18 protein-coding genes and 2 tRNA genes are annotated in these 24,640 nt (G+C 41.9%); 8 read left to right on the top strand and 12 right to left on the bottom strand.

Annotated features, from left to right (window positions below; all coding sequences use genetic code 11):
• Positions 1 to 16 precede the first annotated feature (16 nt).
• The 5 genes from CKW03_RS14115 to CKW03_RS14135 all read right to left on the bottom strand — a co-directional run bounded on the left by CKW03_RS14115 (position 17) and on the right by CKW03_RS14135 (position 7,026).
• Positions 17 to 3,187, bottom strand: coding sequence for an efflux RND transporter permease subunit (locus tag CKW03_RS14115; protein ID WP_093098065.1), 3,171 nt, complete (start codon positions 3,185 to 3,187; stop codon positions 17 to 19).
• A gap of 25 nt (positions 3,188 to 3,212) precedes the next feature.
• Positions 3,213 to 4,271, bottom strand: a complete 1,059-nt coding sequence (locus tag CKW03_RS14120; protein WP_093098067.1) for an efflux RND transporter periplasmic adaptor subunit — start codon at positions 4,269 to 4,271, stop codon at positions 3,213 to 3,215.
• A 13-nt stretch (positions 4,272 to 4,284) separates the two neighbouring features.
• A complete protein-coding gene (locus CKW03_RS14125) occupies positions 4,285 to 5,604 on the bottom strand; it encodes a TolC family protein (protein WP_093098068.1) in 1,320 nt (439 codons plus the stop codon).
• 1 nt (position 5,605) lies between these two features.
• A complete protein-coding gene (locus tag CKW03_RS14130; RefSeq protein WP_093098070.1) occupies positions 5,606 to 6,211 on the bottom strand; it encodes a TetR/AcrR family transcriptional regulator in 606 nt (201 codons plus the stop codon).
• Between the two features lie 152 nt (positions 6,212 to 6,363).
• Positions 6,364 to 7,026 carry an NUDIX hydrolase gene (locus CKW03_RS14135; RefSeq protein ID WP_093098071.1) on the bottom strand — a complete coding sequence of 221 codons (663 nt, stop codon included), beginning with the start codon at positions 7,024 to 7,026 and terminating at the stop codon, positions 6,364 to 6,366.
• Positions 7,027 to 7,168: 142 nt separating this feature from the next.
• Here CKW03_RS14135 and pfkA point away from each other — a divergent pair, with 142 nt between their 5' ends.
• From pfkA to gap, 3 genes are read left to right on the top strand one after another with little or no spacing between them, the layout of a single operon-like run.
• Entirely contained in the window at positions 7,169 to 8,152 is a 984-nt protein-coding gene (gene pfkA / locus CKW03_RS14140; protein ID WP_093098073.1) for a 6-phosphofructokinase, read from the top strand.
• A gap of 4 nt (positions 8,153 to 8,156) precedes the next feature.
• The gene (locus CKW03_RS14145) at positions 8,157 to 9,005 is read left to right on the top strand and encodes a hypothetical protein (protein WP_093098074.1); all 849 of its coding nucleotides are present in this window, start codon (positions 8,157 to 8,159) and stop codon (positions 9,003 to 9,005) included.
• A gap of 5 nt (positions 9,006 to 9,010) precedes the next feature.
• The gene (gene gap, locus CKW03_RS14150) at positions 9,011 to 10,006 is read left to right on the top strand and encodes a type I glyceraldehyde-3-phosphate dehydrogenase (RefSeq protein ID WP_093098076.1); all 996 of its coding nucleotides are present in this window, start codon (positions 9,011 to 9,013) and stop codon (positions 10,004 to 10,006) included.
• Between the two features lie 1,308 nt (positions 10,007 to 11,314).
• Here gap and CKW03_RS14160 read toward each other — a convergent pair.
• Positions 11,315 to 11,704 carry a nuclear transport factor 2 family protein gene (locus tag CKW03_RS14160; RefSeq protein WP_093098079.1) on the bottom strand — a complete coding sequence of 130 codons (390 nt, stop codon included), beginning with the start codon at positions 11,702 to 11,704 and terminating at the stop codon, positions 11,315 to 11,317.
• 112 nt (positions 11,705 to 11,816) lie between these two features.
• Here CKW03_RS14160 and CKW03_RS14165 point away from each other — a divergent pair, with 112 nt between their 5' ends.
• The gene (locus tag CKW03_RS14165; protein WP_093098080.1) at positions 11,817 to 12,149 is read left to right on the top strand and encodes a winged helix-turn-helix transcriptional regulator; all 333 of its coding nucleotides are present in this window, start codon (positions 11,817 to 11,819) and stop codon (positions 12,147 to 12,149) included.
• Between the two features lie 603 nt (positions 12,150 to 12,752).
• On the opposite strand, the gene mnmA is transcribed toward CKW03_RS14165, so the two are convergent.
• Complete coding sequence (mnmA, locus tag CKW03_RS14170) at positions 12,753 to 13,853, bottom strand: tRNA 2-thiouridine(34) synthase MnmA (protein ID WP_093098082.1); 1,101 nt, start codon at positions 13,851 to 13,853, stop codon at positions 12,753 to 12,755.
• Between the two features lie 187 nt (positions 13,854 to 14,040).
• Here mnmA and CKW03_RS14180 point away from each other — a divergent pair.
• Positions 14,041 to 14,116, top strand: a tRNA-Phe gene (locus tag CKW03_RS14180).
• Positions 14,117 to 14,157: 41 nt separating this feature from the next.
• Positions 14,158 to 14,230 (top strand) — tRNA-Phe (locus CKW03_RS14185).
• 735 nt (positions 14,231 to 14,965) lie between these two features.
• Here the strand turns inward: CKW03_RS14185 and CKW03_RS14190 are convergent.
• The 3 genes from CKW03_RS14190 to CKW03_RS14200 are packed head-to-tail and all read right to left on the bottom strand — an operon-like array spanning position 14,966 to position 17,347.
• Positions 14,966 to 15,934, bottom strand: coding sequence for an MBL fold metallo-hydrolase (locus tag CKW03_RS14190; protein WP_093098085.1), 969 nt, complete (start codon positions 15,932 to 15,934; stop codon positions 14,966 to 14,968).
• A complete protein-coding gene (coaE, locus tag CKW03_RS14195) occupies positions 15,934 to 16,530 on the bottom strand; it encodes a dephospho-CoA kinase (protein ID WP_093098086.1) in 597 nt (198 codons plus the stop codon). The genes CKW03_RS14190 and coaE overlap by 1 nt, the downstream gene beginning before the upstream one ends.
• Before the next feature lies 1 nt (position 16,531).
• Complete coding sequence (locus CKW03_RS14200) at positions 16,532 to 17,347, bottom strand: YbbR-like domain-containing protein (RefSeq protein WP_236736493.1); 816 nt, start codon at positions 17,345 to 17,347, stop codon at positions 16,532 to 16,534.
• Positions 17,348 to 17,648: 301 nt separating this feature from the next.
• Here CKW03_RS14200 and purL point away from each other — a divergent pair, with 301 nt between their 5' ends.
• Together purL and CKW03_RS14210 are read left to right on the top strand one after the other, a co-directional pair.
• Positions 17,649 to 21,323: a phosphoribosylformylglycinamidine synthase gene (purL, locus tag CKW03_RS14205; RefSeq protein WP_093098089.1), complete on the top strand. Its 3,675-nt coding sequence runs from the start codon at positions 17,649 to 17,651 to the stop codon at positions 21,321 to 21,323.
• A gap of 85 nt (positions 21,324 to 21,408) precedes the next feature.
• Positions 21,409 to 22,278 (top strand): aminoglycoside 6-adenylyltransferase, encoded by an 870-nt coding sequence (locus CKW03_RS14210; RefSeq protein ID WP_093098091.1) that lies wholly within the window; start codon positions 21,409 to 21,411, stop codon positions 22,276 to 22,278.
• Positions 22,279 to 22,287: 9 nt separating this feature from the next.
• On the opposite strand, the gene CKW03_RS14215 is transcribed toward CKW03_RS14210, so the two are convergent.
• Together CKW03_RS14215 and CKW03_RS14220 are read right to left on the bottom strand one after the other, a co-directional pair.
• Positions 22,288 to 22,905, bottom strand: coding sequence for a hypothetical protein (locus CKW03_RS14215; protein WP_093098092.1), 618 nt, complete (start codon positions 22,903 to 22,905; stop codon positions 22,288 to 22,290).
• Positions 22,906 to 23,011: 106 nt separating this feature from the next.
• Positions 23,012 to 24,610, bottom strand: coding sequence for a Na+/H+ antiporter (locus CKW03_RS14220; RefSeq protein WP_093098094.1), 1,599 nt, complete (start codon positions 24,608 to 24,610; stop codon positions 23,012 to 23,014).
• Positions 24,611 to 24,640 lie beyond the last annotated feature (30 nt).

Here is a 24,640-nt window from a genome sequence, read left to right on the forward strand (position 1 = left end):
AATTAATTGTTCGAGTTTAGTTATGCTTAACTTCCATTTCATCGACATAATGTTCGTTAGGAACATAATCCGCTTCCATCATTTCTGCATAATCTGTTTTTTCCTTCTTACCCCAACGACGACCGAAACCATCGAAGATTGAGTAAACTACTGGTACTACAACCAAGGTTAATAATAGAGACGATAAAAGTCCCCCGATAATTACAATCGCTAAACCTCTGTTGGTATCTGCACCATCACCTGTCGCCAATGCAATCGGGATCATACCGAACACCATCGCAATAGTTGTCATCAAGATCGGACGTAGACGGGCATGGTTGGCAGCAACCAAGGCATCATGTGTACTGTCACCATGTTCTTTCCGGTGGTTGGCAAAGTCAACCAATAAGATCGCATTCTTCGCCACCAAACCAATCAACATGATAATACCTAAGATGGTAAAGATATTCAGAGTCTGGTTCGTTAAAGCTAGCAACAATAACGCTCCGATAAATGACAATGGAATCGAGAACAATACCACAAATGGAGTAGAGAAACTGTCATAAAGAGCAACCATTACTAAGTATACCAATAAGATAGATGCAACCAAGGCTACTCCTAAGGTACCGAAACCTTCAGTTTGGCTCTCCATGTTACCTCCCCATACATATACTACACCTGGCTTACGCTCTAATTGAGAGAATCCTGTTTCCCATTCTGCAGCCACCGTACCCATTGGGCGACCAACTACCGAACCTTGTACAGATACAGCAGGTGATTTATCGCGACGTTCCAATAAAGTTGGTCCTGAACCGTAACCTACAGTCGCAAACTGATCCAATGAAATGGTAGCTCCTTGGTTATTGATAAACTTCAAGTTTCTAACATCATTGATATTCGCTCTTCCACTTTCAGCAAAACGGATATTGATATCATATTCGTTATCACCAGCGCGGAATTTATTGTCTGTGTTACCTGAGAATGCAGTCTGCATGGTCATCCCCACAGTTGCCACATTTAATCCAAGTGAAGTCATCTTATCACGGTCCACTTGAACGCGGATCTCAGGGTTACCATCTTCCGAAGTCAATTTCACCCCTGTAGCTCCAGGAATATTACGTAAAATCTCTTCTGCTTTGATCGCAAACTCACGTGCATCTTCCAAATCTGAACCCATAACGGTCAATTTCAAAGGCGCTTGCTCCGCTCCCATCAAGCCCATATTTACGGCTGTAACTTTGGAACCGATCAATTTATTCTCCAACTCACGTTTCAATCGAGCTGAATATACCTTGGAACTTTCTGTATAGGTATCTTTTAAGATTACGTGGATCTCCGACTTATAGCGTGAACCTGCAGTTGACATCACCCCATCCGAGGATTGACCTACCGTGGTAATGATACTTTCTACTTCTGGCTTAGACTCGATGATAGACTCCGCTTTTTGTGTCAGGAAGTTGGTTTTCTCCAAAGACGCATCTTTTTCCAATTCCAACTGGATCATGAATTCGCCTTTATCTGATGCTGGGAAGAAATCGGTACCAATATATCCAAGTCCTACCAATGCGAATGAACCAAAGAATAGAACCAAGGCGATAAACAAAGTTGCCAATTTGGTCTTCCAGTTTTTCAAACACCATTCTAGGATACCTGTGATCCAATGCGTGAATGCTGTCAATCCTGCCTCAAAACCATGTACAATCTTTCCGATAAAGGAATTAGGATTGATATGCTCTAGTTTTCCGAAACGTGAATACAACCAAGGCACCACCGTAAAGGAAACCAATAGGGATAATAAAGTGGAAATAATTACCGTCACACAGAACTGTGCAAGAATGTTGGCTACCAAACCTGTTGACATCGCGATCGGTAAGAATACCACCACGATAACCAAGGTAATTGCCGATACGGTAAATCCAATCTCTTTTGCCCCATCATAAGCCGCGCGAACCTTATTCTTACCCATCTCCATATGGCGGTGGATATTCTCGATTACAACGATCGCATCATCGACCAAGATACCTACCACTAGGGATAGACCTAACAAGGACATCAAGTTCAAAGTATAGCCCATCAATAACAAACCGATAAAGGTTGCAATCAAGGACAATGGAATCGCAATCATCGTAATGGCCGCGTTTCTCAAACTGTGCAAGAAGAACAACATGATAAAACCTACCAAGGCAATCGCAATCATTAAATCGTGGATTACGTTGTCTGCTGCATTCAAGGTATAATCCGTTGAATCGTTCGCAACCCTGATCTGTATATTATCTGTTTTGTAATCAACCTGAACCGTTTCAATGGTTTCTTTCACCAATTTGGAAACCTCTACCGCATTCGCATCCGACTGTTTGAACACCTGCAATAAAATAGTGTTCTTACGATCTAAACGAGCGATTTTCTCGATTTCCTTGATCCCATCCTGAACATCGGCAACATCTTTCAAGAAAATCGTTACACCTGAAGGAGTGGTAATCGGCAAGTTTCTCAACTCTTCCACATCCACCACCTTACCTGCCAAACGGATCGTCGTTCTCGACTCACGTGTACTCACGTTACCCGTAGGGAAATCCAAGTTGGACTGAGCAATTACGTTTTGGATTTGGGAAATGGAAACACCATAACCCTCCGCTTTTTGTGGATCCACGGAAACCTGGATTTCACGTTCCTCACCACCGACCATGTCTACTTTAGCAACCCCAGAGATACGCGCAAAGATCGGCTGTATCTTGTTGTCCAACAGGTCGTACAATTCTTTCTCCGATTGGTTGGAGGTCACCGCCAAGCTCATGATGGCGATATCATCCAAGGAGAATTTATTCAAGGATGGAGCCTCAACGTCTTCCGGGAGGTCATTTAAGACCGCATTGATCTTCCGCTGGGCATCCGTGAGCAGGAAGTTGACATCCGCTCCATCATTCAGGGTGATCATAACAATCGAAACGTTCTCCAAGGAGGTTGATTCCAATTTCTTGATATTTTCCAAGGAGGATACAGCATCCTCGACTTTCTTGGTTACAGTACTCTCAACCTCGGAAGGTGAAGCACCTGGATACACCGTTTGGATGGTAATTACGTTTACCTCAAACTTGGGTATCAACTCATAACCCAATTGGGTATATGAGAATATCCCGCCTAATGTCAATAGTATGAATAATACTATGATCAGACTCGGACGTTTTATCGATATTTCAGTAATCTTCATTTTATGACTTCGTTCTTAGCACAAATTATTTAATGATTTCAACAGGTGAGTTGTTAAACAAGTTGATTTGACCTGAAACAATAACTTGGTCACCAGCTTGTAAACCGCTAAGAACCTCAATATTATCACCAAAGCTTCTTCCTGCTACAACCTCTGATTCTACTGCTTTTCCGTTTTTCAAAACGAATACTTTGTTATCCGAAATACTACCTACGAATGCTGTTCTAGGAACCACCAATACGCTTGATGTACCGCTTGCTCCGAATACGGCTGTACCGTACATACCTGCACGCAATTCATTGTTCGGATTGTTCGCTATCTCGATCTCTACAGGGAAGTTCAAGCTACCATCTGATTTAGGTGCGATAAAAGTAATCTTTCCTGTAAATTCCCTATCTGCATAAACACTCACTCTAACCTTTACAACCTGTCCAACACGAAGGGTTGCAACATTCTTTTCATCCACATTCACACGCAGTTTCAAGGTGCTCACATTGACGATATCAAATGCGGGAGTACCTGGGCTTACATAAGCTCCGGGCTCAATCTTACGTGAATTCACGATACCTGCAACTGAGGTTTTGATCGTAACATCACCAGCAGTCAATTTTGCGCTTTTCAAGTTGTTTTTTGAACTTTCAAATTGCAGGCGCATTTGATCTACCTGTTGTTGCGTTACACCACCTGTAGTAAGGGCATTTTCATAACGTTGTAAGTTAGCTAGCGCATTATCATAAGATGCCTGTGCGTTGGCCACATTTACATTCAACTTATCGCCTTCAACGATTGCCAAAGTCTGGCCTGCTGAAACTCTTGATCCTTCATCAACCATAACACGAACCACACGACCACCAGTTTCTGCTGCTACCGTTACTTCTTGTTTTGGCATAAAAGTACCATTCGCTAGGTATTCTAAGCTCATATCGCTATTCTCAGCAGTATCGATACGAACTGCCACTGCAGCGTTCTTCTCAGCTACTGCAGCTGTATCTGCATCATTTTTTGCTTTATTCTTTTGGAGGATAAAGTAAATACCTGCTCCAGCAGCAATGATAACAATTAGGGTAATTAATGTACGTTTCATTTATGTGGTTATATTATTCGTTTACTAATGATTTTAACTGTCCGTTTGCTTTGATCAATTGGACCTCGGCAATCTTATAATTCAATAAAGAGGTATTCAAGTTGTTCTCTGCCGTAGCCAATGCATTCTCAGCATCTAAAAGCTCAGTCAAGGTTGCCAAACCGTTACGGTAGTTGTTTTGGGTGTCTTCCAAAACCTCTTTCGACAACTGTACGTTTCTTCTGTTAGCATCAACGGTCAACAAACTGTTCTTGATCTGCGCTTTCGCATTTTCATTCGCCAAGTTCAGCCCTAATCGGGTGTCTTCCATATCAACCTCCAATTGCTTGATCTGTATGGTCGCTTGATTGATCTTCGCTTTGGTAGATCCACCATTGAAGATTGGAATAGAAAGGTTCAAGCCCAGTCCTGATGTTGGGAACCATTTGAAGTCATTGCTTCCCGGAATCCCTTGACCAAAACCTTGGTAACCGATATCACCACCAAATGATAGGGATGGATAATAAGCAGCTTTCATGCTCTTTCTATTCAATTCCAGTAATTCAGCTTGTTTTTCCATCAATTTGATTTCAGTTCTTCCCGCTAAATCCATGGTTGTTGTTGCCAGCTCCAGGTTCACATCAAATGTTTCCTCTGGTAATTCGATATCAGTTTCAATTGGCATACCGATCGCAAACTTCAAGGCATTCTCCTTCAGCTCCAGTGCATTGACAACAATCTGTCTCTGTGCTACCAAATTGTTGATATTTACGATGATACGATCTAAATCGATCTGTCTAGCAATACCTGCAGTTACCAAACCTTCGATAACCGTTTTGGTCTTGTTTGTATTTTCCAAGTTATTGTCGATGGTTTCCAATTGCAATTGCGTTTGGAAAACATCATAATAGGCATTGGCAACTTTCTCGATCAAAGTTTCATCGGTCAATTGTCTGTTGATCGTATAAAATTCGCGAGTAGTTCTTGCTGCTTTCAAACCAGTGAACAAGGATTGGTTGAAGATCTGTTGGTTCACCGAAAGTCCAGCAGTGGAGTTCCAGGGCTGACCCATTTTAAGGTATTGGGTCTGTCCCCCCACCTCCAATGGCATACTTGGAATGATCGCATTATATTTTACACTTGCCGAGCCGTTGATCTGTGGTAAAGCCCCTGCCCTAACCTCATCGATTTGGTACTCCGAGTTTTCTAGGTCGAGCATTGCCTTTTTGGCTTCAGCTTTATTTTCCAATGCAAATTTTACCGCTTCCTGCAAGGTCAAGGTCTCTTGTGCATGTAACAATGATCCAGATAGCATTCCAGCTACCATAAGGGCCATGAGTTTAGTTTTATTCATTCTATTTATTGCTAGCTATTCGTGCTTCGAAAATTAATTTTAGCGCTCTTTTTTGACTCTCGACGATCTTGTCTACATTCGACTCATTGGGAATACCCGTGATTACATCCGAAATGGTATGGATGATCCCAAGTCCTTTCTGTACTTCGACCAGAGTCTGTGCACATCCTTCGATATCGTCCATGATCAATTCACCCGCATCTACTGATCGCTGGAATAGCATCTTGATCAAGGCTACCTCGCGTTTGTAGAAATCCTGCATCACTTCATTTAGATCTAGACCTTTGATCCAGTCTAGGTTCTCACAGATATGCAAAACATAATATTTGCGTGTGTAGGCAGCCCTATATTCCAACACATCCATCATCGTCTTCATGATATCTCCTGAATACGATTCTACAATTTCCTTCTCTCCTGCATACACATCATTTCCAATCTTTATCAATACATCTAAAATAAGAGTTGACTTATCTGGGTAATAGTAGTAAAGATTGGCTTTTGTAATTCGCAGATCATCAGCAATTTCATTCATAGTGGTTTTATGAAAACCAAAATGAGAGAAGCGTTTTAACGCTGCATCAATGATTTGATCCTTACGGTTCTCCATTTTATACCTTTTTTATTTTTGACTTTTTCTAAAAATTGTTCAAAAGTATAAAATTGACAGCAAATAATATCATCCCTTTGTCAAAAAAGTGACGATTAACACTTTTTTAACACAAGGACTACGTTTAGACAAAAATTTAAGGAAGTTGTTTTTTAATCCTGGCTAAAGATTTTGTGGAATTTCTTTTTATCGAATGAATATAGTTTGGCAGCACGATAGGATACTCCTTTTTGGAATTCGTTCAATTCTTTGAGATAACCCAGATTATTGATTTTTTTCCTAAAGTTTCTTTTATCAAGTTGTTTATGGAGTAGTGCCTCATAGACCTGCTGTAATTGGGTCAGGGTAAATTTGGCTGGTAATAATTCATAGGGAGTAGTAGAAAAAGTAACTGTTTTCTTCAGTCGGTCCAAGCTTAGCTCAATAATATCCTTGTGGTCAAAGGCCAGGTCTGGCAATTCTGTTACAGGAAACCATTTCAACTGGCGCATATAAGTGCTTCCTGAAGAAATTTTATTCTTGACCTCTTCCATTTGGACCAAGGCCATATAAGCGACCGTCAAGATCCGACCTTCGGGATGTCGTTTGACCCCGGCGAAGGCCGCCAATTGATCCATGTAAATATCCTTTAAGCCGGTCATCTCGAATAGGATACGAGCCACCGCATCGGCCATTTCCTCGTATTTATTCACAAAATAGCCCGGTAGAGCCCACCAATCCTTATAAGGATATTCATTTCTTTCCGCTAACAATACTTTTAGTTGGCCCTCATCAAATGTCAGAATGACACAATCTATGGTAAAATGTGTTTGCAAAATCTAAATTTATTTTAATTGATCAATTGTTTCCCCTAAAACCTCAACAATAATAAGAATTACACAAACAAATTACTAAAAAAATTTAATAGTGTAAGAAATACACATTATATTCGTATTTCTAAAAAATAAGAAAGACCTAATGAACAAGATACGAAGGATTGGCGTTTATACATCAGGAGGAGACGCTCCAGGCATGAATGCAGCCATTCGCGCAGTAGTTCGAACAGCACTTTTCAACGACCTCAAAGTAACAGGTATATTTAGGGGATACGAAGGTATGATCGAGGGAGATTTCACCGAAATGGTAAGTCGCTCGGTCAGTTCTATCCTTCAAAAAGGTGGAACGGTTCTGAAATCTGCTCGCTGCCCTGAATTTAGAACTCCCGAAGGACGTAAAAAAGCTTACGAAAATATCAAACGTGTGGGCATCGATGCCTTAGTGGCAATCGGTGGAGACGGAACCTTTACGGGTGCCGAAGTGTTCTCACAAGAATATGACATCCCAGTGATGTGTATCCCCGGAACGATCGACAACGATCTGTACGGTACTGACTATACCCTGGGCTTTGACACCGCAAACAATACTGTTATTGATGCCATTGACAAAATTAAGGACACTGCCGCATCACATAACCGTCTGTTTTTCGTTGAAGTAATGGGTAGGGACTCGGGATGTATCGCTTTGAATGCCGGTGTGGCTGGTGGCGCTGAAGCCATTATGCTCCCTGAAAAAGATACCGCCATCGACGAACTGATCGAGATGCTGGAAGTAGCAAAAGATAGAAATAAAACCTCCATGATCGTTATTATCGCCGAAGGTGATAAAAATGGCGGCGCCTATAATGTCGCTAAACGCGTGGAAGAAAAATTTGATTTTTATGACACAAAAGTTAGTATATTAGGACATTTACAGCGTGGAGGATCCCCAAGTAGTTTCGACAGAGTACTTGCAACCCGAATGGGATACTTCGCCGTCAATGAACTAATAAATGGCAATAGAAGCGCTACAGTAGGAATACGCGGTAGCAAAATGGTAAGCACCACGCTAGAGGAGGCTTTGCGGGGCAAGGAATTCAAACTGGACGAAGAACTTATCACTATTGCAGAAGTAATGAACATATAAACTTATGATTGCAGTCGTTTTTAGTGGATCAAGATATGCCGATTGGCGCCTTGCCGAAAAAGGCAGAATCCTGCATGGATTCCGCACTACCGGTATCAACCCGTATATCCAAGACGAAAGATTTATCTTTCAACTGCTCAATAAAAACACCCAACTGATCAACAATGCCGAACGGATCCGCAAGATCTATTTCTTCGGCGCCGGTGCATCTTCCAAAGAAAGACAGGAAAAGATCGAAAAGGTATTTTCCAATTTCTTCAAGAATGCCAAAGTCAAAGCCAGCCACGATATGTTGGCCTCGGCGATCTCCACCTTCGGAAACGAAAAGGGAATCATCGGCATCATCGGTAGTGGATCAAATGCTGCTTATTATAACGGACGTAAAGTCGTAGAGAACAATTTTGGCCTGGGCTACATCCTAGCGGATGAAGCTTCTACAAACTGGCAGGCCCGTCAGATCCTCAAGGATTTCCTGACCGAAGCCATGCCCCAGGGATTCCGCGAAAAACTATTGAACAAACACAATATCGACCGCAAGGTAATCCTGGACAAAACGTATAACAGCCCGAACCCAAATATCTTCCTGACCTCTTTCGCCGATTTCATCCTAGAAAACAAGGATGACCCCTACATGGAAGGAATCATCAAAAAAGGTCTTGAAACCTATGTGAAGACATATTTGATCCCTCTTTCTGAGACTTACCCTGATTCAACCTTGAATTTCACAGGTTCAGTTGCTAATAATTACGCCGATTGGTTGCGCGAAATCGCCAAAGAAAACCATTTGGCCGTGGGCACCATTATTAGAGAACCTGTACAAAACCTTGTTAAATATTTTATAAATAAAAATTAGTAAAAATGAAAATTGGAATTAACGGATTTGGCCGTATTGGCCGTTTAGCATTCAGAGCTGCTGTAAAACGCAGTGATATCGAAGTAGTAGGTATTAACGACTTAGTGGAACCTGATTACTTAGCTTACATGTTGAAATACGATTCAACACACGGTCAATTTGACGGTACTGTTGAAGTAAAAGACGGAAACTTAATCGTTAACGGAAAAACTATCCGCGTTACTGCTGAGAAAGATCCTGCTAACTTGAAATGGAATGAAGTAGGTGCTGAAGTGGTAATCGAATCTACAGGTTTCTTCTTGACTCAAGAATTAGCTCAAAAACATATCGAAGCTGGTGCTAAGAAAGTAATTATGTCTGCTCCTGCAAAAGACGACACACCTACTTTCGTAATGGGTGTAAACCATAAAGATCTTAAACCAGAATACAACATCGTTTCTAACGCTTCTTGTACTACAAACTGTTTAGCACCTATCGCTAAGGTATTGAACGATAAATTCGGTATCGTAGAAGGTCTGATGACTACAGTTCACGCGGTGACTGCTACTCAAAAAACAGTTGACGGTCCTTCAGTAAAAGACTGGAGAGGTGGACGTGGTGCTTACCAAAACATCATCCCTTCTTCTACTGGTGCTGCTAAAGCAGTTGGTCTTGTATTACCTGAATTGAAAGGTAAATTGACTGGTATGTCTTTACGTGTTCCTACTGCTGACGTTTCTGTTGTTGACTTAACAGTACGCCTAGAAAAAGGTGCTTCTTACGAAGACATCAAAAAAGCAATGAAAGATGCTTCTGAAGGCGAATTGAAAGGTATCCTTGGATACACTGAAGATGATGTAGTTTCTACTGACTTCTTAGGTGATGCTCGTACTTCGATCTTCGACGCTAAAGCTGGTATCTCTTTGAACGACAACTTCGTGAAAGTGGTTTCATGGTACGATAATGAGTGGGGTTACTCAAACAAAATTATCGACCTAGCTCAAGAAGTAGGTAAATTATAAGGATAATAGGATTAGTTCCTGGAAACAGGAGTAATTTTTAAGATAGAAACAGTAGTGGCGAATAGCTGCTACTGTTTTTTTTGTGTTACTTTTCACGGAAAAGTAACCAAAACCGCCGTTGAGCATATGTTTGAACCAGGATTGGGTTCGACTCCCCTTCGACGCCGCTCAGGGTACGGCTCACCCAACGAGGATGGGAGGATGGGCCAAGATTTTAACTAATTATTCGCTGGAAAGTCCCCAATATTGTAGGGGCGTATCGCATACGCCCGCCCTATACAAACCTAAATTAACATCAATTTTGATTAAAGAAATTCCTCGATTTTCAAAATCTCGCCTGTACAAATCCACAACCCAAAACCTCATAGGTAACATCTTTTTAAAAAATGAAAATCGATCAACGGTCAACGGATACCTCACAGCGTGGGCGAAATATTTATCATCCATTTCCTCTGTTACTTTTGAAGCGCAAAAGTAACCAAAACGCTTCGGCCCATTTAAGGTGGCTTTTCGCACGATCCTCCGCACATGGATAGAATGCCTTGTTGTCGGGAATATCTTTCATAAGATCATCCCTTTTGATGGGATGATCTTATGAAAGCATTCCAAGGCCAATCCCATCGCACAAGGCATCGGCATTCTATCCATTTTTCCGCCACTGGAAATGAGCCGGGGGCTAAAGGACTTCCTTCGGAAGGATGATGTTTGTGGAAAACCCTCAGCGTGGGTGAAATATTTTTCTACACCTTTTTTGTGCCACCCTGAGGCCGCCGCCGAAGGAGATTAGGTTTGAACCAGGATGCCCTTCGACGCCGCTCAGGGTACGGGATGGGAGGATGGGCCAAGATTTTAATTAATTATTCGCTGGAAAGTCCCCAATACTGTAGGGGCGTATCGCATACGCCCGCCCTATACAAACCTAAATTAACATCAATTTTGATTAAAGAAATTCCTCGATTTTCAAAATCTCGCCTGTACAAATCCACAACCCAAAACCTCATAGGTAACATCTTTTTAAAAAATGAAAATCGATCAACGGTCAACCCACCGCGTGCTTGAAATCTTTTCTATACCCTTTCGTGTCACCCTGACGGCGCAGCCGAAGGGTCTCGGAAATATTGCCCATATTTTTTTAAAACCCCCAGAGGGGGTGAAATCTTTATAGAATAACCAGATCGACAAGCGGTCAACCCACAGCGTGGGTGAAATATTTTTCAACCGTTCTTTGTGTTGCTTTTCTCGGTACAAAAAAAAGAGCATTTATTTAAAATGCTCCTTTATCATTTTTGTCCATTGAATAATATTTCACTATTTCCCCCAAAAAGTATTTTCAGCCTCTTGATCACCTGAAAACAACCACACTTCGGTAATCTTTCCGTTTTCTACTTTGAACAAATCAATGCCATTCATATCCATTTTGCGGTCTTCTATTGTACCACTGAAACGCAAAGGCATAGCAACCAATTCGCCATTGACCATTAAATTGCCATTAGGCGTTAATGCAAAAGTTCCCTTGGAAACTTCCATCATTCCAGCAATCATTTTGCCGATTTCATTAGCACCATTTTTCAAACCCGAAAATTGATTGTCGCCTGGCTGATGCCATTTAACGTTATCTGAAAAATACGAAAATGCAGTTGGGATATCGCCTTTGCCAAGTGCTTCCCCATAAGCTATTACTACTTCTATTGCTGTCATAATAAATAATTTTATTTGTTTATTGTGCAAAATTAAGACATTACTTACCTTTGTACAAGTACTAACCTAATGGTACAGTACTTACCTATTTGTTAGAATTACTGATTATCAAATGGAAAAAACTAAAAAAATAATTAAGCAGTCAGACGAAAACTGTCCTGTACGGAAATCTTTGGGGTTATTGGGCGGTAAATGGACATTACTGATATTATTTCAGATAAACGAAAGAGTAATCCGCTATGGTGAACTCAAACGCTGCATTCCCAAAATCAGTGAAAAAATGCTGATTCAAGAACTGAACTCCTTGGTTGCAAACAAATTAGTTTCCAAAAAATCATATCCTGAAATTCCCCCGAGAGTTGAATACAGTTTAACCGAATTGGGTTTAAAAACTTTACCCATCGTAGATAAATTGGCTACTTTTGGATTGGAAAATTTGAAATAGGCAGTTCAGGTGAGAAAAAAAGACACGCAATTTCCTAAGCAATTCATAAAACAAAGATTGAAAAAGATTTCACCCACGCTGTGGGTTGTCCTTTGATCAGCAGCAGGGTGCTACAAAGATGTCAGCCCCCTAGGGGTTTTCAAAATATTTAATCAGCAAATAATCCTGTGCCGGGTCTCGACTCCGCTCGACCGTCGGAATAGTTCTTGGTCCATCCGGTGGGTGAGCGGAGCCGACCCCCCCATCCCACGAATCCTGGTTCAACTTCCCTCAAATTTTCACTAATCCCCACCCTCCTCTTCCTCCCCACATCCCAAAAACCAAAACAAAACCCTTCCACATCCCTTCCCCTCTCCTTCTCCAAAACATCCCCCAACCCATCGATCAAATTTCAACCACATCCTCCCACTTTCCTTTTACTCTCATTCGAGACATATTGCGAAAATTCCGAATATGTCTCGAATAAAACCAATCCCGTTTCCCACAAAAACCTAACAACCTCATCCACACAAAATAGTTCCTAAAACAACAAAAGGCGATGTGCTGTACACATCGCCTTTTAGCTTTTCTATTGATTCACTTTTTTACAAAAGTGCTCTTGAATTATCTTTCTTCTTTCATCAAGAAACCACCACCGATCAAATCATCGCCTTCATAGAAAACAGCCGACTGACCTGGAGCAATCCCTTTTACATTATGCACAAAATCCACCTTCATGATATCCCCTTGTTGGGTCAAGGTCGAGATAGCACCTGAATCTTTGTAACGGATCTTGGTGATCGCTTCCATCGGTTCGTCAAGGGATGCATACTTCACCAGATTGATGTTCTTGACAAATGCTTGGCTTCTTTCCAGCTCATGTTCCTCACCCAATACCACCGAATTGGATTCCGGTAAGATCTGGATTACGAACATTGGCTTACCTAGGGCAATTCCCAAGCCTCTACGCTGTCCGATCGTGAAATATGGATAACCAATATGCTGACCCACTACGGTACCGTCAGAAAGGATAAAATTACCCGGTCCGATCTCTTGGTCCAATGTAGGGCGTTTATGTCTTAGGAAGGAGCGATAATCGTTGTCAGGAACAAAACAGATCTCGTAACTCTCCGATTTATTCGCCAACTCCTTTTGGTCCATATCTAGTGCCATCTGGCGGATTTCCTTTTTGGTAAAACTTCCCAAAGGGAATTGAGTCCTTGCCAAGTTTTCCTGGGAAACGCCCCAAAGCACATAAGACTGGTCTTTGTTTTCGTCCTTACCCTTGGAGATCACATATCTTCCATTGTCATGCATGCGGATATTCGCATAATGACCGGTTGCAATAAATTCACAATCCAATTTATCGGCACGCTTCATCAAGGCCTCCCATTTGATATGGGTATTGCACAGCACACATGGATTCGGAGTTCTTCCGGCAATATATTCATCAACAAAATTGTCAATCACATAATCTCCAAATTCTGAACGAATATCAAGGATGTAATGCGGGAAGCCATAGTTTACAGCCAATGTCCTTGCGTCATTGATACTGTCCAGACTACAACATCCTGTTTCCTTTGAAGAGCCGCCGGAACTAGCATAATCCCATGTTTTCATCGTGATCCCGATGACCTCATATCCTTGTTCGTGTAGCATGACTGCAGCCACGGAGCTATCCACCCCACCGCTCATTGCCACCAAAACTCTTCCTTTTTTACTCATAATATTTTATTGAAGTGCAAAGATACCGTTATTTGCCCATTCCCAATGTTTATTTCATGTAATTTTATCTCAATCAAAATCAAGACTTTGAATATTTCAACGAAAATATTTAAGGCAAAAGTTTTAGAATTCGAAAAAGGACGGTATATTTGCATCGCAAGTTCGGTAACGGACATGTCAAAAAAAAGGTGCCATAGCTCAGTTGGTAGAGCAAAGGACTGAAAATCCTTGTGTCGCTGGTTCGAATCCAGCTGGCACCACCAAAAATCTGGCAAGTAACAGATTGTAAAAACAAAAACTTGAAGGTGCCATAGCTCAGTTGGTAGAGCAAAGGACTGAAAATCCTTGTGTCGCTGGTTCGAATCCAGCTGGCACCACAGAAAAAATCCTCAATGAAAATTGAGGATTTTTTTATTTCTAAGAGACTTGATTTGTCCCTTCCCTGACAGCGAGCGTCCATGAATTTAACTTTCTCATTTTCATGAATTTACCACAAATCAATAGATCATAAAAAGCCAAAAACTCGGAATTTTTAAACCTATCCCTACCCGTATTTCTCCTTACATCCCGTTACAAAGCACGTTTATTTCCATAATTTCAATAATCCCCAACAGCTTTTATTAATTTTATAATATTAATACTCAATAAGTTAACATTTTAAAAACGCGATTACGTAAAATACCTAGCATTAGGTATTCATTTATTGGGTTTTATACAATATATTCGGAATACAGAGAATTGGAATTCTGATAATCTGGATTTCAATATAAACCTTAAGACCGATAACTATTAATTGCAGCAGAGAAACAGAGAATTTCAAGAATTATTTTAAAAGTGGAAATCATGTGTTCCCTACACAATTTCTTATATAAGCCGTCCTGGCTATTATTGTTAAACAGAAAAATGGCTAGATATTCCGCATCTAGCCATATTTTTTTAATTGATTTTCAAGATTCTATCCCGCTCCTACAAATAACCGAGCAAGTAATAGATTATGATAAAAACCACTATGGTTCCAAAACATCCGAGGCCCATTTTCTTGGCGCCCCAGCCTGCAATTAGTGCTCTAAAGAATTTGTTCATAAGTTGATCTAAATTGTTTACCAATCCTATCAACAATAATCTGGAATAAATGTTTGGCTATGTATATCTCGAATTGCAATATCTTTGGAAAAGTGCGCATGCAGGGCTCTGCCGTCGCCGTGCAGGGTCCAGATCGCTTTTGGTTTTACCTTGCCTACAAAGTACAGGATATCATTCCAGTCTACATGGTCGGACAGGAAAAGGCTGATATCGTTCTGCGCCTGCAAGCGTTCCCATCCTGAGGCAAATGCCTTCAGTACATTCTTTGCCCTACGGTAGCTGTTGAAGGTCAATGGCGGCACCAGATAGATCTTATTGTCTCCGGCTTCCTTCATCGACTTCCTGTTGTACTGCTCGTATTTCAAGGGCACATCGATAAATTGATCGTAGATGCGATGGATGGGCATGATCTGGTAATGCAGTAGAATCTCTTTATGGGGAAGATGCTCATTGAGTATGGCGGTAATTCGCTGGGCTTTGCCTAAGGCATAGCATCCCAAGAGGATATTGCTCTTGACATCCAGTTTCATGATTTCGGAAACAGGATCTGGATGTTTGGTATCTGGATTGGCAAAAGTCGTTTCGGTAATCAAGACCTCCGCCTCTACAATCTGTATAGGCTCGCAGGTACGGTCCTCCTGTAGTTTATAGTCGCCTGTATAAAGATATCTCACCCCTTTGTAGATCATCATGATCTGTGCGCTGCCCAAGATATGGCCTGCGGGATAGAGATAGATATCGACCCCATTGATCTGGAAAAATTCAGAAAAGCCTTTGATGTGGTAAGATTCCAAGGGCTGTTTGGGATAGCGGTATTGCATAATGGCTGCTGTTCCCGAAGTACAATAGATATTTCTATGACCAGGAGAAGCATGGTCCCCATGGGCATGGGATACCACGGCATGTTTGACCGGATAGAGAGGATCTATATAGAAATCCCCATAGGAACAGTAATATCCTTTATCTCTTTTAACTAGAAAGTCTTCAATAATTTGCATTAGCTTGTTTTTCCTTGAATAAATTTCTGATGCAGTTCCATCACCTGCTCAATCAGGCTATGCTCGTCATCGTTGTAAACGATGCAATCGCTTAGCTTTTCCTTTTCCTCTTCAGGCATCTGTTTATTTATCCTTCTCAGGACCTCTTCCCTATCCACTTTATCGCGTTGCATGACCCGCTCGATCCGGAGCTCCAATGGAGAAACCACCAGGATCGTGAAATCTAATGCTTTATAGGATCCGCTTTCAAACAAGAGTGCGGCTTCTTTGACACTATATATGGAAGTTTGGGCGGCTGCCCAATCTTCGCCATCTTTGATCACTGCAGGATGAACGATGGCATTCAGTTTCTTCAGTTCTTCGGCATCGGCAAACACCCGTTTACCAAGCCATTCTCGGTTAAGGCTACCATCTTCAAAATAGACCTCCTGACCAAAGGTATCCACGAGGGATTGACGGACAGCATCGTTTTTGACCATGATATCCTTGGCTTCCTTATCGGCATCATAGGTAGGGATACCTAATACCTTGAATATTTTGGTCACCACGCTCTTGCCGACTCCTATGCCTCCTGTAATCCCGATTTTCAAACTCATACTATCTCCTTACAAAAAAATCAACATTCTGAGGTTCTATGCTCAATACCTTGACATAGTCTGGCATTTTGGTAATAATGACCGGCAGGCTGGAAACCTTATGGTCTTTCCAAGCATCCAAGTCCACCACGGCTTCAAAATCCCTAGAAGTATATTTATTATAGTCCTTTACCGCCAACAAGATGGTTGCACGAACCTTACTCGGCAATACGCGAACGGAGGTATAGCCTTTACTGTTCTCTACTTTGATCGGCAATTCGATCACCTTTTCAGTAATCTCCCCTACCGGAACGATCACTTCTGCAAAGGTTGGGTAAATGGTAATGTTTGTCCGTTGCTGTTTATTCAAATAGGCGACGGTGCGGACGTCGGTATTGACATCCTTGCCTTTGATGGTATCGGTCTCCAAGTATTCTATACTGGCCACATCTTCCAATGGGCCGGTAATGGTGACATATTCAGGGTTGGTACGGGTCTCGCCGATCACGCCATATTGCCTTTGGAAGGTCAGGCTTTCAACCGCCTTTACAGGAACCTTACGTTGGGTCTGTTTCGAGAAATCGAAGTATAGGGTGTCCGGAGAAACGGCTATAACCTGTTTGTCGGTTGGGAACTGCCTGTTGATAAAACCGATCTGGTTTCCAAATACGATAAAGTTTCGGGATTTAAGTCCGGAAAGGTCTACCTGGATCTTGGCGGTATCGGGGTGCAATCTTTCCATGAAAACCTTCCAGCCGGACATCCTGATCCTGACCGAAACGGTATCCGATTGCAGGGGGTGGAAAGCCTTGTTTTCGGGCAAATTAACATAGGACATGCTTGCCTTTTTGGTGAAGGTATAATCACTGGAAATTGCAAACAAGGTCCAAGCTAAAAAAGAAATGATGATACAACGCAGGAAAATGGATAATTTTCGACGTTGAACTTTGTTAATCCGCCTTAAAGCCATTCTACAAATGTAATATTTTGTGAGCAAAAATCACATTTTGACAGTAGCATGAGCTATCCGGCTCAAAAAGCGGAATTTTAGCAAAAAGATGCCATTTTCAGCCGATTTATTCTTAAAATAATCCGTAACTTTGCAGAATAATTGAAGGACGTTCAAATTCACTTTAATAATGATTCATTTCTTCGTGAACCCATTGAACACAGTTTATGCTGTTCAAACCCAAAATGATTTATCTACTGAAGATATTTCCAAACTAAACTGGCTTTTCGGCAACTCTAAAAAACTCGACGAACAAACGCTTAACGACTACTACGTAGGTCCACGAGCTGCCATGGTTACGCCATGGAGCACCAACGCCGTAGAGATTACCCAAAACATGGGGATCAGCGGAATTATTCGCATCGAAGAGTTTCAAAAGGTGACGGAAGATTTCAAGGATTTCGATCCGATGATCTCCCAAAAGTTCAGTGCATTGACCCAGGACATGTTTACGATCAACATCAGCCCTGAACCAATCTTGGATATCGACGATATCGAGGCCTACAACCAGTCTGAAGGATTGGCATTGAGCCCTGAGGAGGTAGAATATCTAAACAAGCTAGCTGAAAAGATTGGCCGTAAGCTGACGGACTCTGAGGTTTTTGCTTTCTCGCAAGCGAACTCTGAGCACTGCCGTCACAAGATCTTCAACGGTACTTTCGTCATCGATGGTGAGGAACAGCCTACTTCCCTATTTAAATTAATCAAGAAAACATCAGCGACCAATCCGAACGAGATTGTTTCTGCCTATAAAGATAATGTGGCCTTTATCAAAGGTCCTAAAGTAACGCAGTTTGCCCCTAAGACAGCAGACAAACCAGATTTCTATGAAGAGAAGGAATTCGATTCTGTTATTTCATTGAAAGCTGAAACCCATAACTTCCCAACCACGGTTGAGCCATTCGCTGGAGCGGCAACAGGTTCGGGAGGCGAGATCCGTGACCGTCTAGCTGGTGGTCAAGGCGCTCTTCCACTTGCTGGAACGGCAATCTATATGACTGCCTATTCACGTTTGTTGGATGACCGTCCTTGGGAAAAAGCAATGGACGAGAGACAATGGTTGTACCAAACGCCAATGGATATCTTGATCAAGGCCTCAAACGGTGCTTCTGATTTTGGAAACAAATTCGGCCAGCCATTAATCACTGGTTCTGTCCTTACCTTCGAACATGAAGAAGATGGCCGTAAATTGGGTTATGATAAAGTAATTATGCAAGCAGGTGGTATCGGTTATGGCAAGTTGAATCAGGCCAAGAAACATGAACCGCAAGCTGGAGATAAAATCGTGATCCTAGGTGGTGAGAACTACCGTATCGGTATGGGTGGTGCAGCGGTATCATCTGCAGATACAGGTGCTTTCGGTTCGGGTATCGAATTGAACGCTATACAACGTTCTAACCCTGAAATGCAAAAGCGTGCAGCCAATGCTATACGTGCCTTTGTGGAAAGTGATGTAAACCCTATCGTTTCCATCCATGACCATGGTGCTGGTGGCCACTTGAACTGTCTTTCTGAGTTGGTAGAAAATTCAGGTGGTTTGATCGACTTGGATAAACTGCCAGTTGGAGACCCTACCCTTTCTGCAAAAGAAATCATCGGTAATGAATCCCAAGAACGTATGGGCTTGGTGATTGCCGAAGAGGATATCGAGAAATTGAAAACCGTTGCTGATCGCGAGCGCTCGCCAATGTATACCGTTGGGGATGTGACTGCTGATCACCGTTTCACTTTCGAATCGAAGAAATCTGGTGAGAAGCCAATGGATTATGCCCTTGAGGATTTCTTTGGTTCTTCGCCGAAAACAATCATGAACGATAAAAAGGTTCAGCGCAACTATGCTGAGCTAGCATATAATGTACAGGAGGTTCCTAATTACCTGAACCAAGTCCTACAATTGGAAGCGGTAGCTGCCAAGGATTGGTTGACCAATAAAGTGGACCGTTGTGTGGGTGGCCGTGTTGCAAAACAGCAATGTGCTGGTCCTTTGCAATTGCCATTGAACAACGTTGGTGTGATGGCTTTGGATTATAAATCTAAAGAGGGTATCGCAACGACCGTTGGACATGCGCCTTTGGTAGCATTGGTAGATCCAGTTGCTGGATCGAGGAATGCAATTGCTGAAGCACTTTCGAACTTGGTGTTCGCGCCTATCTATAATGGTTTGAAAGGAGTTTCCCTTTCGGCAAACTGGATGTGGGCTTGTAACAACGAAGGTGAAGACGCAAGATTGTACCAAGCGGTACAAGGATGTTCTGACTTTGCAATCGAATTAGGAATCAATATCCCTACTGGAAAGGATTCACTTTCCATGAAACAGAAATACCCGAATGGCGAGAATGTAATCGCGCCAGGAACGGTAATTATTTCTGCTGGTGGTAACTGTACCGACATCAATAAAGTAGTGGAGCCGGTTTTGAAGAAAAATGCAGGTTCTATCTATTATATAAACCTTTCACAGGATAGCTTCAAACTTGGTGGTTCTACCTTCGCGCAGGTATTGAACAAAATTGGTACTGAGGTACCGACCATCCAAGATGCGCAATACTTCAAGAAAGCTTTTAATACAGTTCAGGAATTGATCAACAATGGTCAGGTTGCTGCAGGTCATGATATCGGTTCTGGAGGTTTGGTTACTACTTTATTGGAACTATGTTTTGCGGATGTTGATTTGGCTGCTGAGTACGATCTATCAAGCTTGAATGAAGCAGATAGCGTAAAAGCATTGTTCAATGAAAATATCGGATTGGTACTTCAGGCTAAAGAAGATGCTGCATTTGAAAAAGCATTAGCTGATGCCGGTGTGGAAGCTTTCAAAATCGGTAAAGCGATCAATGGTACTGCTATAAGCATCAAGAACAATGCAGATACATTCAGTTTTGATGTGGCTGAGACGAGAGATACTTGGTTCAAGACTTCGTATTTATTAGATCAAAAGCAATCGAAAAACGGAACTGCTGACGAGCGTTTCAAAAACTATAAAAATCAGCCTTTGAGATTTGATTTCCCTGCTCAATTTGATGGTAAGAAACCAGTGATTGACGGAAGCAAGGCTCGTCCTAAGGCAGCGATCATCCGGGAAAAAGGTTCGAACTCGGAAAGAGAAATGGCGAATGCCATGTACCTTGCAGGATTTGACGTGAAGGATGTGCACATGACGGACTTGATCTCTGGTCGCGAAACATTGGAAGACATCCAGTTCATCGGAGCTGTGGGTGGTTTCTCTAACTCTGACGTATTGGGTTCGGCAAAAGGTTGGGCCGGTGCTTTCCTTTATAATGAAAAGGCTAAGACAGCTCTTGAAAAGTTCTTTGCTCGTCCTGATACTCTTTCTGTAGGTATCTGTAATGGATGTCAGTTATTCATGGAGCTGGAAATGATCAACCCAGAGCATGAGGTTCATGGAAAGATGTTGCACAACACTTCCCAAAAACACGAATCAAACTTCGTATCGGTGAAGATCCAAGAAAACAATTCGGTAATGTTGTCTACCCTTGCAGGTTCTACATTAGGTGTTTGGATCTCGCATGGTGAAGGAAAATTCAATTTGCCAAACAAAGAGGATCAATATAATATCGTAGCGAAATATGCTTACGATCAATATCCGCACAATCCAAACGGATCGGATTTCAATACGGCAATGATGAGTGACAAAACTGGTCGCCACTTGGTAACTATGCCACACATCGAGCGTTCAGTTTTCCAATGGAACTGGGCAAACTATCCTGATGGACGCAAAGACGAGGTTTCTCCTTGGTTAGAGGCTTTCGTTAATGCCCGTAAGTGGATTGACAACCAAAGCAAATAAGTTGGAATAACGTAATAGTTAAGAAAAATCCCGATGCAATCAGCATTGGGATTTTTTTGTTATCTTAAAATCTGAGGAATTATCTATGAAAGCAAGAGACGAAAAATTTGCAGCCATCAAGGCATGGACCAGGAGGAATGATGACATCCGTGTAGCATTGTTGACGAGCTCTTTGGTCAACCCTTTGGCTCCTGTGGATGATTTCTCTGATTTGGATATCGAGCTTGTTTTCCTTGATCCTGCACCCTACCTGGAATCTAAGGATTGGATTAATCTTTTTGGAGACCCCCTGAATATTTACGAGGAAGGAATTGAGGCATTCGATGGGAAGCATGCCATGAAGATGGTGCAATATTGGGATGGCGTGAAAGTCGATTTCAAGATCTATAGCTTGGAGCAGTTTAAAGCTGAGGTGTTGGCGGATGATCTTCCTGAGGATTGGGATATTGGTTATGAAATCTTGATCGATAAGGAAGGGATTACCATCCATCTTTATTTAGCATCTTATGAGGCCAGTATTATTAAACAACCTGATGAAGAAGTTTTCGAAAAGATCGTTGCGGATTTCTTTTGGGATGTGACTTACCTTCCGAAGTGCTTAGTCCGTGGTGATCTGTTCTACCTCAAGTTTATGGTTGAAAAAATCATTCGGGTGGAATATTTTATCCCTATGATCGAATGGTATATCGGCAGTAGAAACCAATGGGATGTGACAACGAATAAGTACGGTCGACTGTTCAAGAAATACTTGAGTACTGCAGAATGGGAGGAATTGGAATCAACCTTTGCAGGAGCAGATATGGATGAAAACTGGGTGGCCTGTGGCAATATGATCGATATCTTTGACAGAATGGCTCAAGCTGTTTCAAAGGTCCAAGGATACTTCTATGATCAGGATAAAGCTAAGGCTACCAAGGAGTTTTTCAACATCCATAATCCAACAAAACAGTCCTAATAACTACCCTTATGTATCATAAGAGTAGTCATAGCCTATAACTTTCCATTTTCCATCCACCAATTCGAGAAAGTAAACAACACCCTGCCCACACATTACTCCACAATAGTAATAGCTGTTGATCAATGCTTTTTTCTTATCAGCGGTGAACAGTGGCTTATCGAACGAATAGAATTCTATGGGGCCTTCAAATTTTCTACGGACAGTAAGTTTTGCGGGTTTCATTATTTTCGACAGTTTGGAATAATTGGGGTAATCTTCAGTGTCCAATAATTGGGTTTGATAAGCATTGAAATCTTTTATATCGTTGGACAGTTTTTCGGATGCCAACTCTAGAACAGATAGCTGAGACTCCATATCAAATTCGCTGTCTAAGCTGGAATTGTAGTATCCTCTCCCAAACTTAGGATCATAGAATTTATGGTCTAAATCTCTATCAAGAACATACCTTGCGGTATCAAATTCTACCACTGCATCCACAATCTTGGAGAATTCAGCTCCAATTGGGGAATAAGTCGGGAAGACCCTGTCCAAGAATTCTTTTCCTGAGATATAATTGGTTTCCTTTTTCTGCCTACATGCCATCATCATGATGATAACCAATGTGTAAATTCCTAGCCTTTTCATAATCCTTAGCTTTTGTACTGATATGATGAAAAAGCAAACTAGATTGCATAAAGCAGATGAAAGATAAAGTTGGAATATCCTGTTGGAATGAAAGTCCCTCTTTCTTTTACCTCCTGTTCAGTCTCGATTCTTCCAAATCCAGGTTATGCTCCAAGGACCTCAAGATGGAATCGTCGTAATTCTTTTCACTGACCAAGGTATAGATCACATCCCTCCTCACATTGATCAGGTCCTGCATCACCTGCTTATAGAGCCCTCTTTCATTGGCAATCTTGATCTTGGACTCACTGTTCAAGTTCGTAGCTGTGGATTCCAGACTACGTTTGAGGGATAGGTTAATAGCTTTTACGGTATTGCTCTCTTCAAGTTCCTTGGCATATTTGGTTTTCAGCAATTCCATTTCTTCCTTCACCAACCGGTACCTGATGGCCTCAATCTGCGCTTCTTCTGGAATCTCTGATGACTTGCCATCTAGGTTCACTAATTTGATCAACCAAGGCAAACTCAATCCTTGTATGACCAAGGTGACCAGAATGACCACAAAGGTGATGAAGAGAATAAGGTTACGATGTGGAAAATGTTGCCCGCTGGAAACATAGATAGGAATCGCCAAGGCTGACGCCAAGGAAACCACTCCCCGCATTCCTGCCCATCCAAGGATGAGCGGCATCTTCCAGCCTGGTGAAGCTTCCTTTTTACGGACTTTCGGAAAGATCCTTGGGACATAATTCACAATGTAAATAAACGCAATCCGGATGACGATGATAACCAGAGTGATGATCAGGGCAATTTCAATCGCCCAGGATGTTGACACGCTTTCAATTCCGTCGATAATAATCGGCAGTTCTAAACCGATCAGGATAAATACAAATCCATTCAATAGGAAGCCAACGGTTTCCCAAACTTCACGCGTCTGGATCCGGGTATTATAGTCCATATAATCCTTGGAGCGATATGATAGGAACAGTCCTCCGGACACTACCGCGAGGACACCTGACCATTCAAAATGCTCTGCAACGATATACATGATATAGGGAGCGATCAGAGTGATTGGCGTGGTGATACTGGATGCTTTGGCAATGTATTTCAAGAAATAGAAAAGGATATTTGCTATTACAAGTCCCACGCATACGCCCATAACGGCGAGTAAAAAAAATCCAACGACCGCTTCCTGCATGGTAAAAGCACCGGTCATAATGACCGCCAAGGCCATCCGGAATACCGTAAGGGAGGCAGCATCATTGACCAAGCTTTCGCCTTCTAACAAGGTAATCCCTCGTTTTGGCATTGTTACTCCTTTTAGGACCGAAGTAGCAGCCACTGCATCTGGAGGCGATATAATGCCCCCCAAAAGGAATCCTAATGCGAGCGTAAATCCTGGAATTAAATTGACAGATAAATAAGCTACAGCAATAGATGTAACGAAGACAAGTCCGAATCCCATGGTCAGGATAGATCGGCGATTGCTCCAGAAGCTATTCCATGAGGTATACCAAGCTGCTTCAAATAATAACGGTGGCAGAAAAACCAAAAACACCACATCGGGGTTTATACTGAACTCAGGTAATCCTGGAATCAAGGAAATCGCTAATCCTCCGATTACCAATAAGATAGGATAAGAAATCTTAAAGCGTTGAGAAACGACAAATAACATGGACATGAAAAAAAAGAGAATCATGACCAATAATATATTAGATTCGATCATATTTACTTAATTAATAGATATCTTTGTGCA

This window comes from Sphingobacterium mizutaii, assembly GCF_900187125.1.
Classification (GTDB): Bacteria; Bacteroidota; Bacteroidia; order Sphingobacteriales; family Sphingobacteriaceae; genus Sphingobacterium; species Sphingobacterium mizutaii.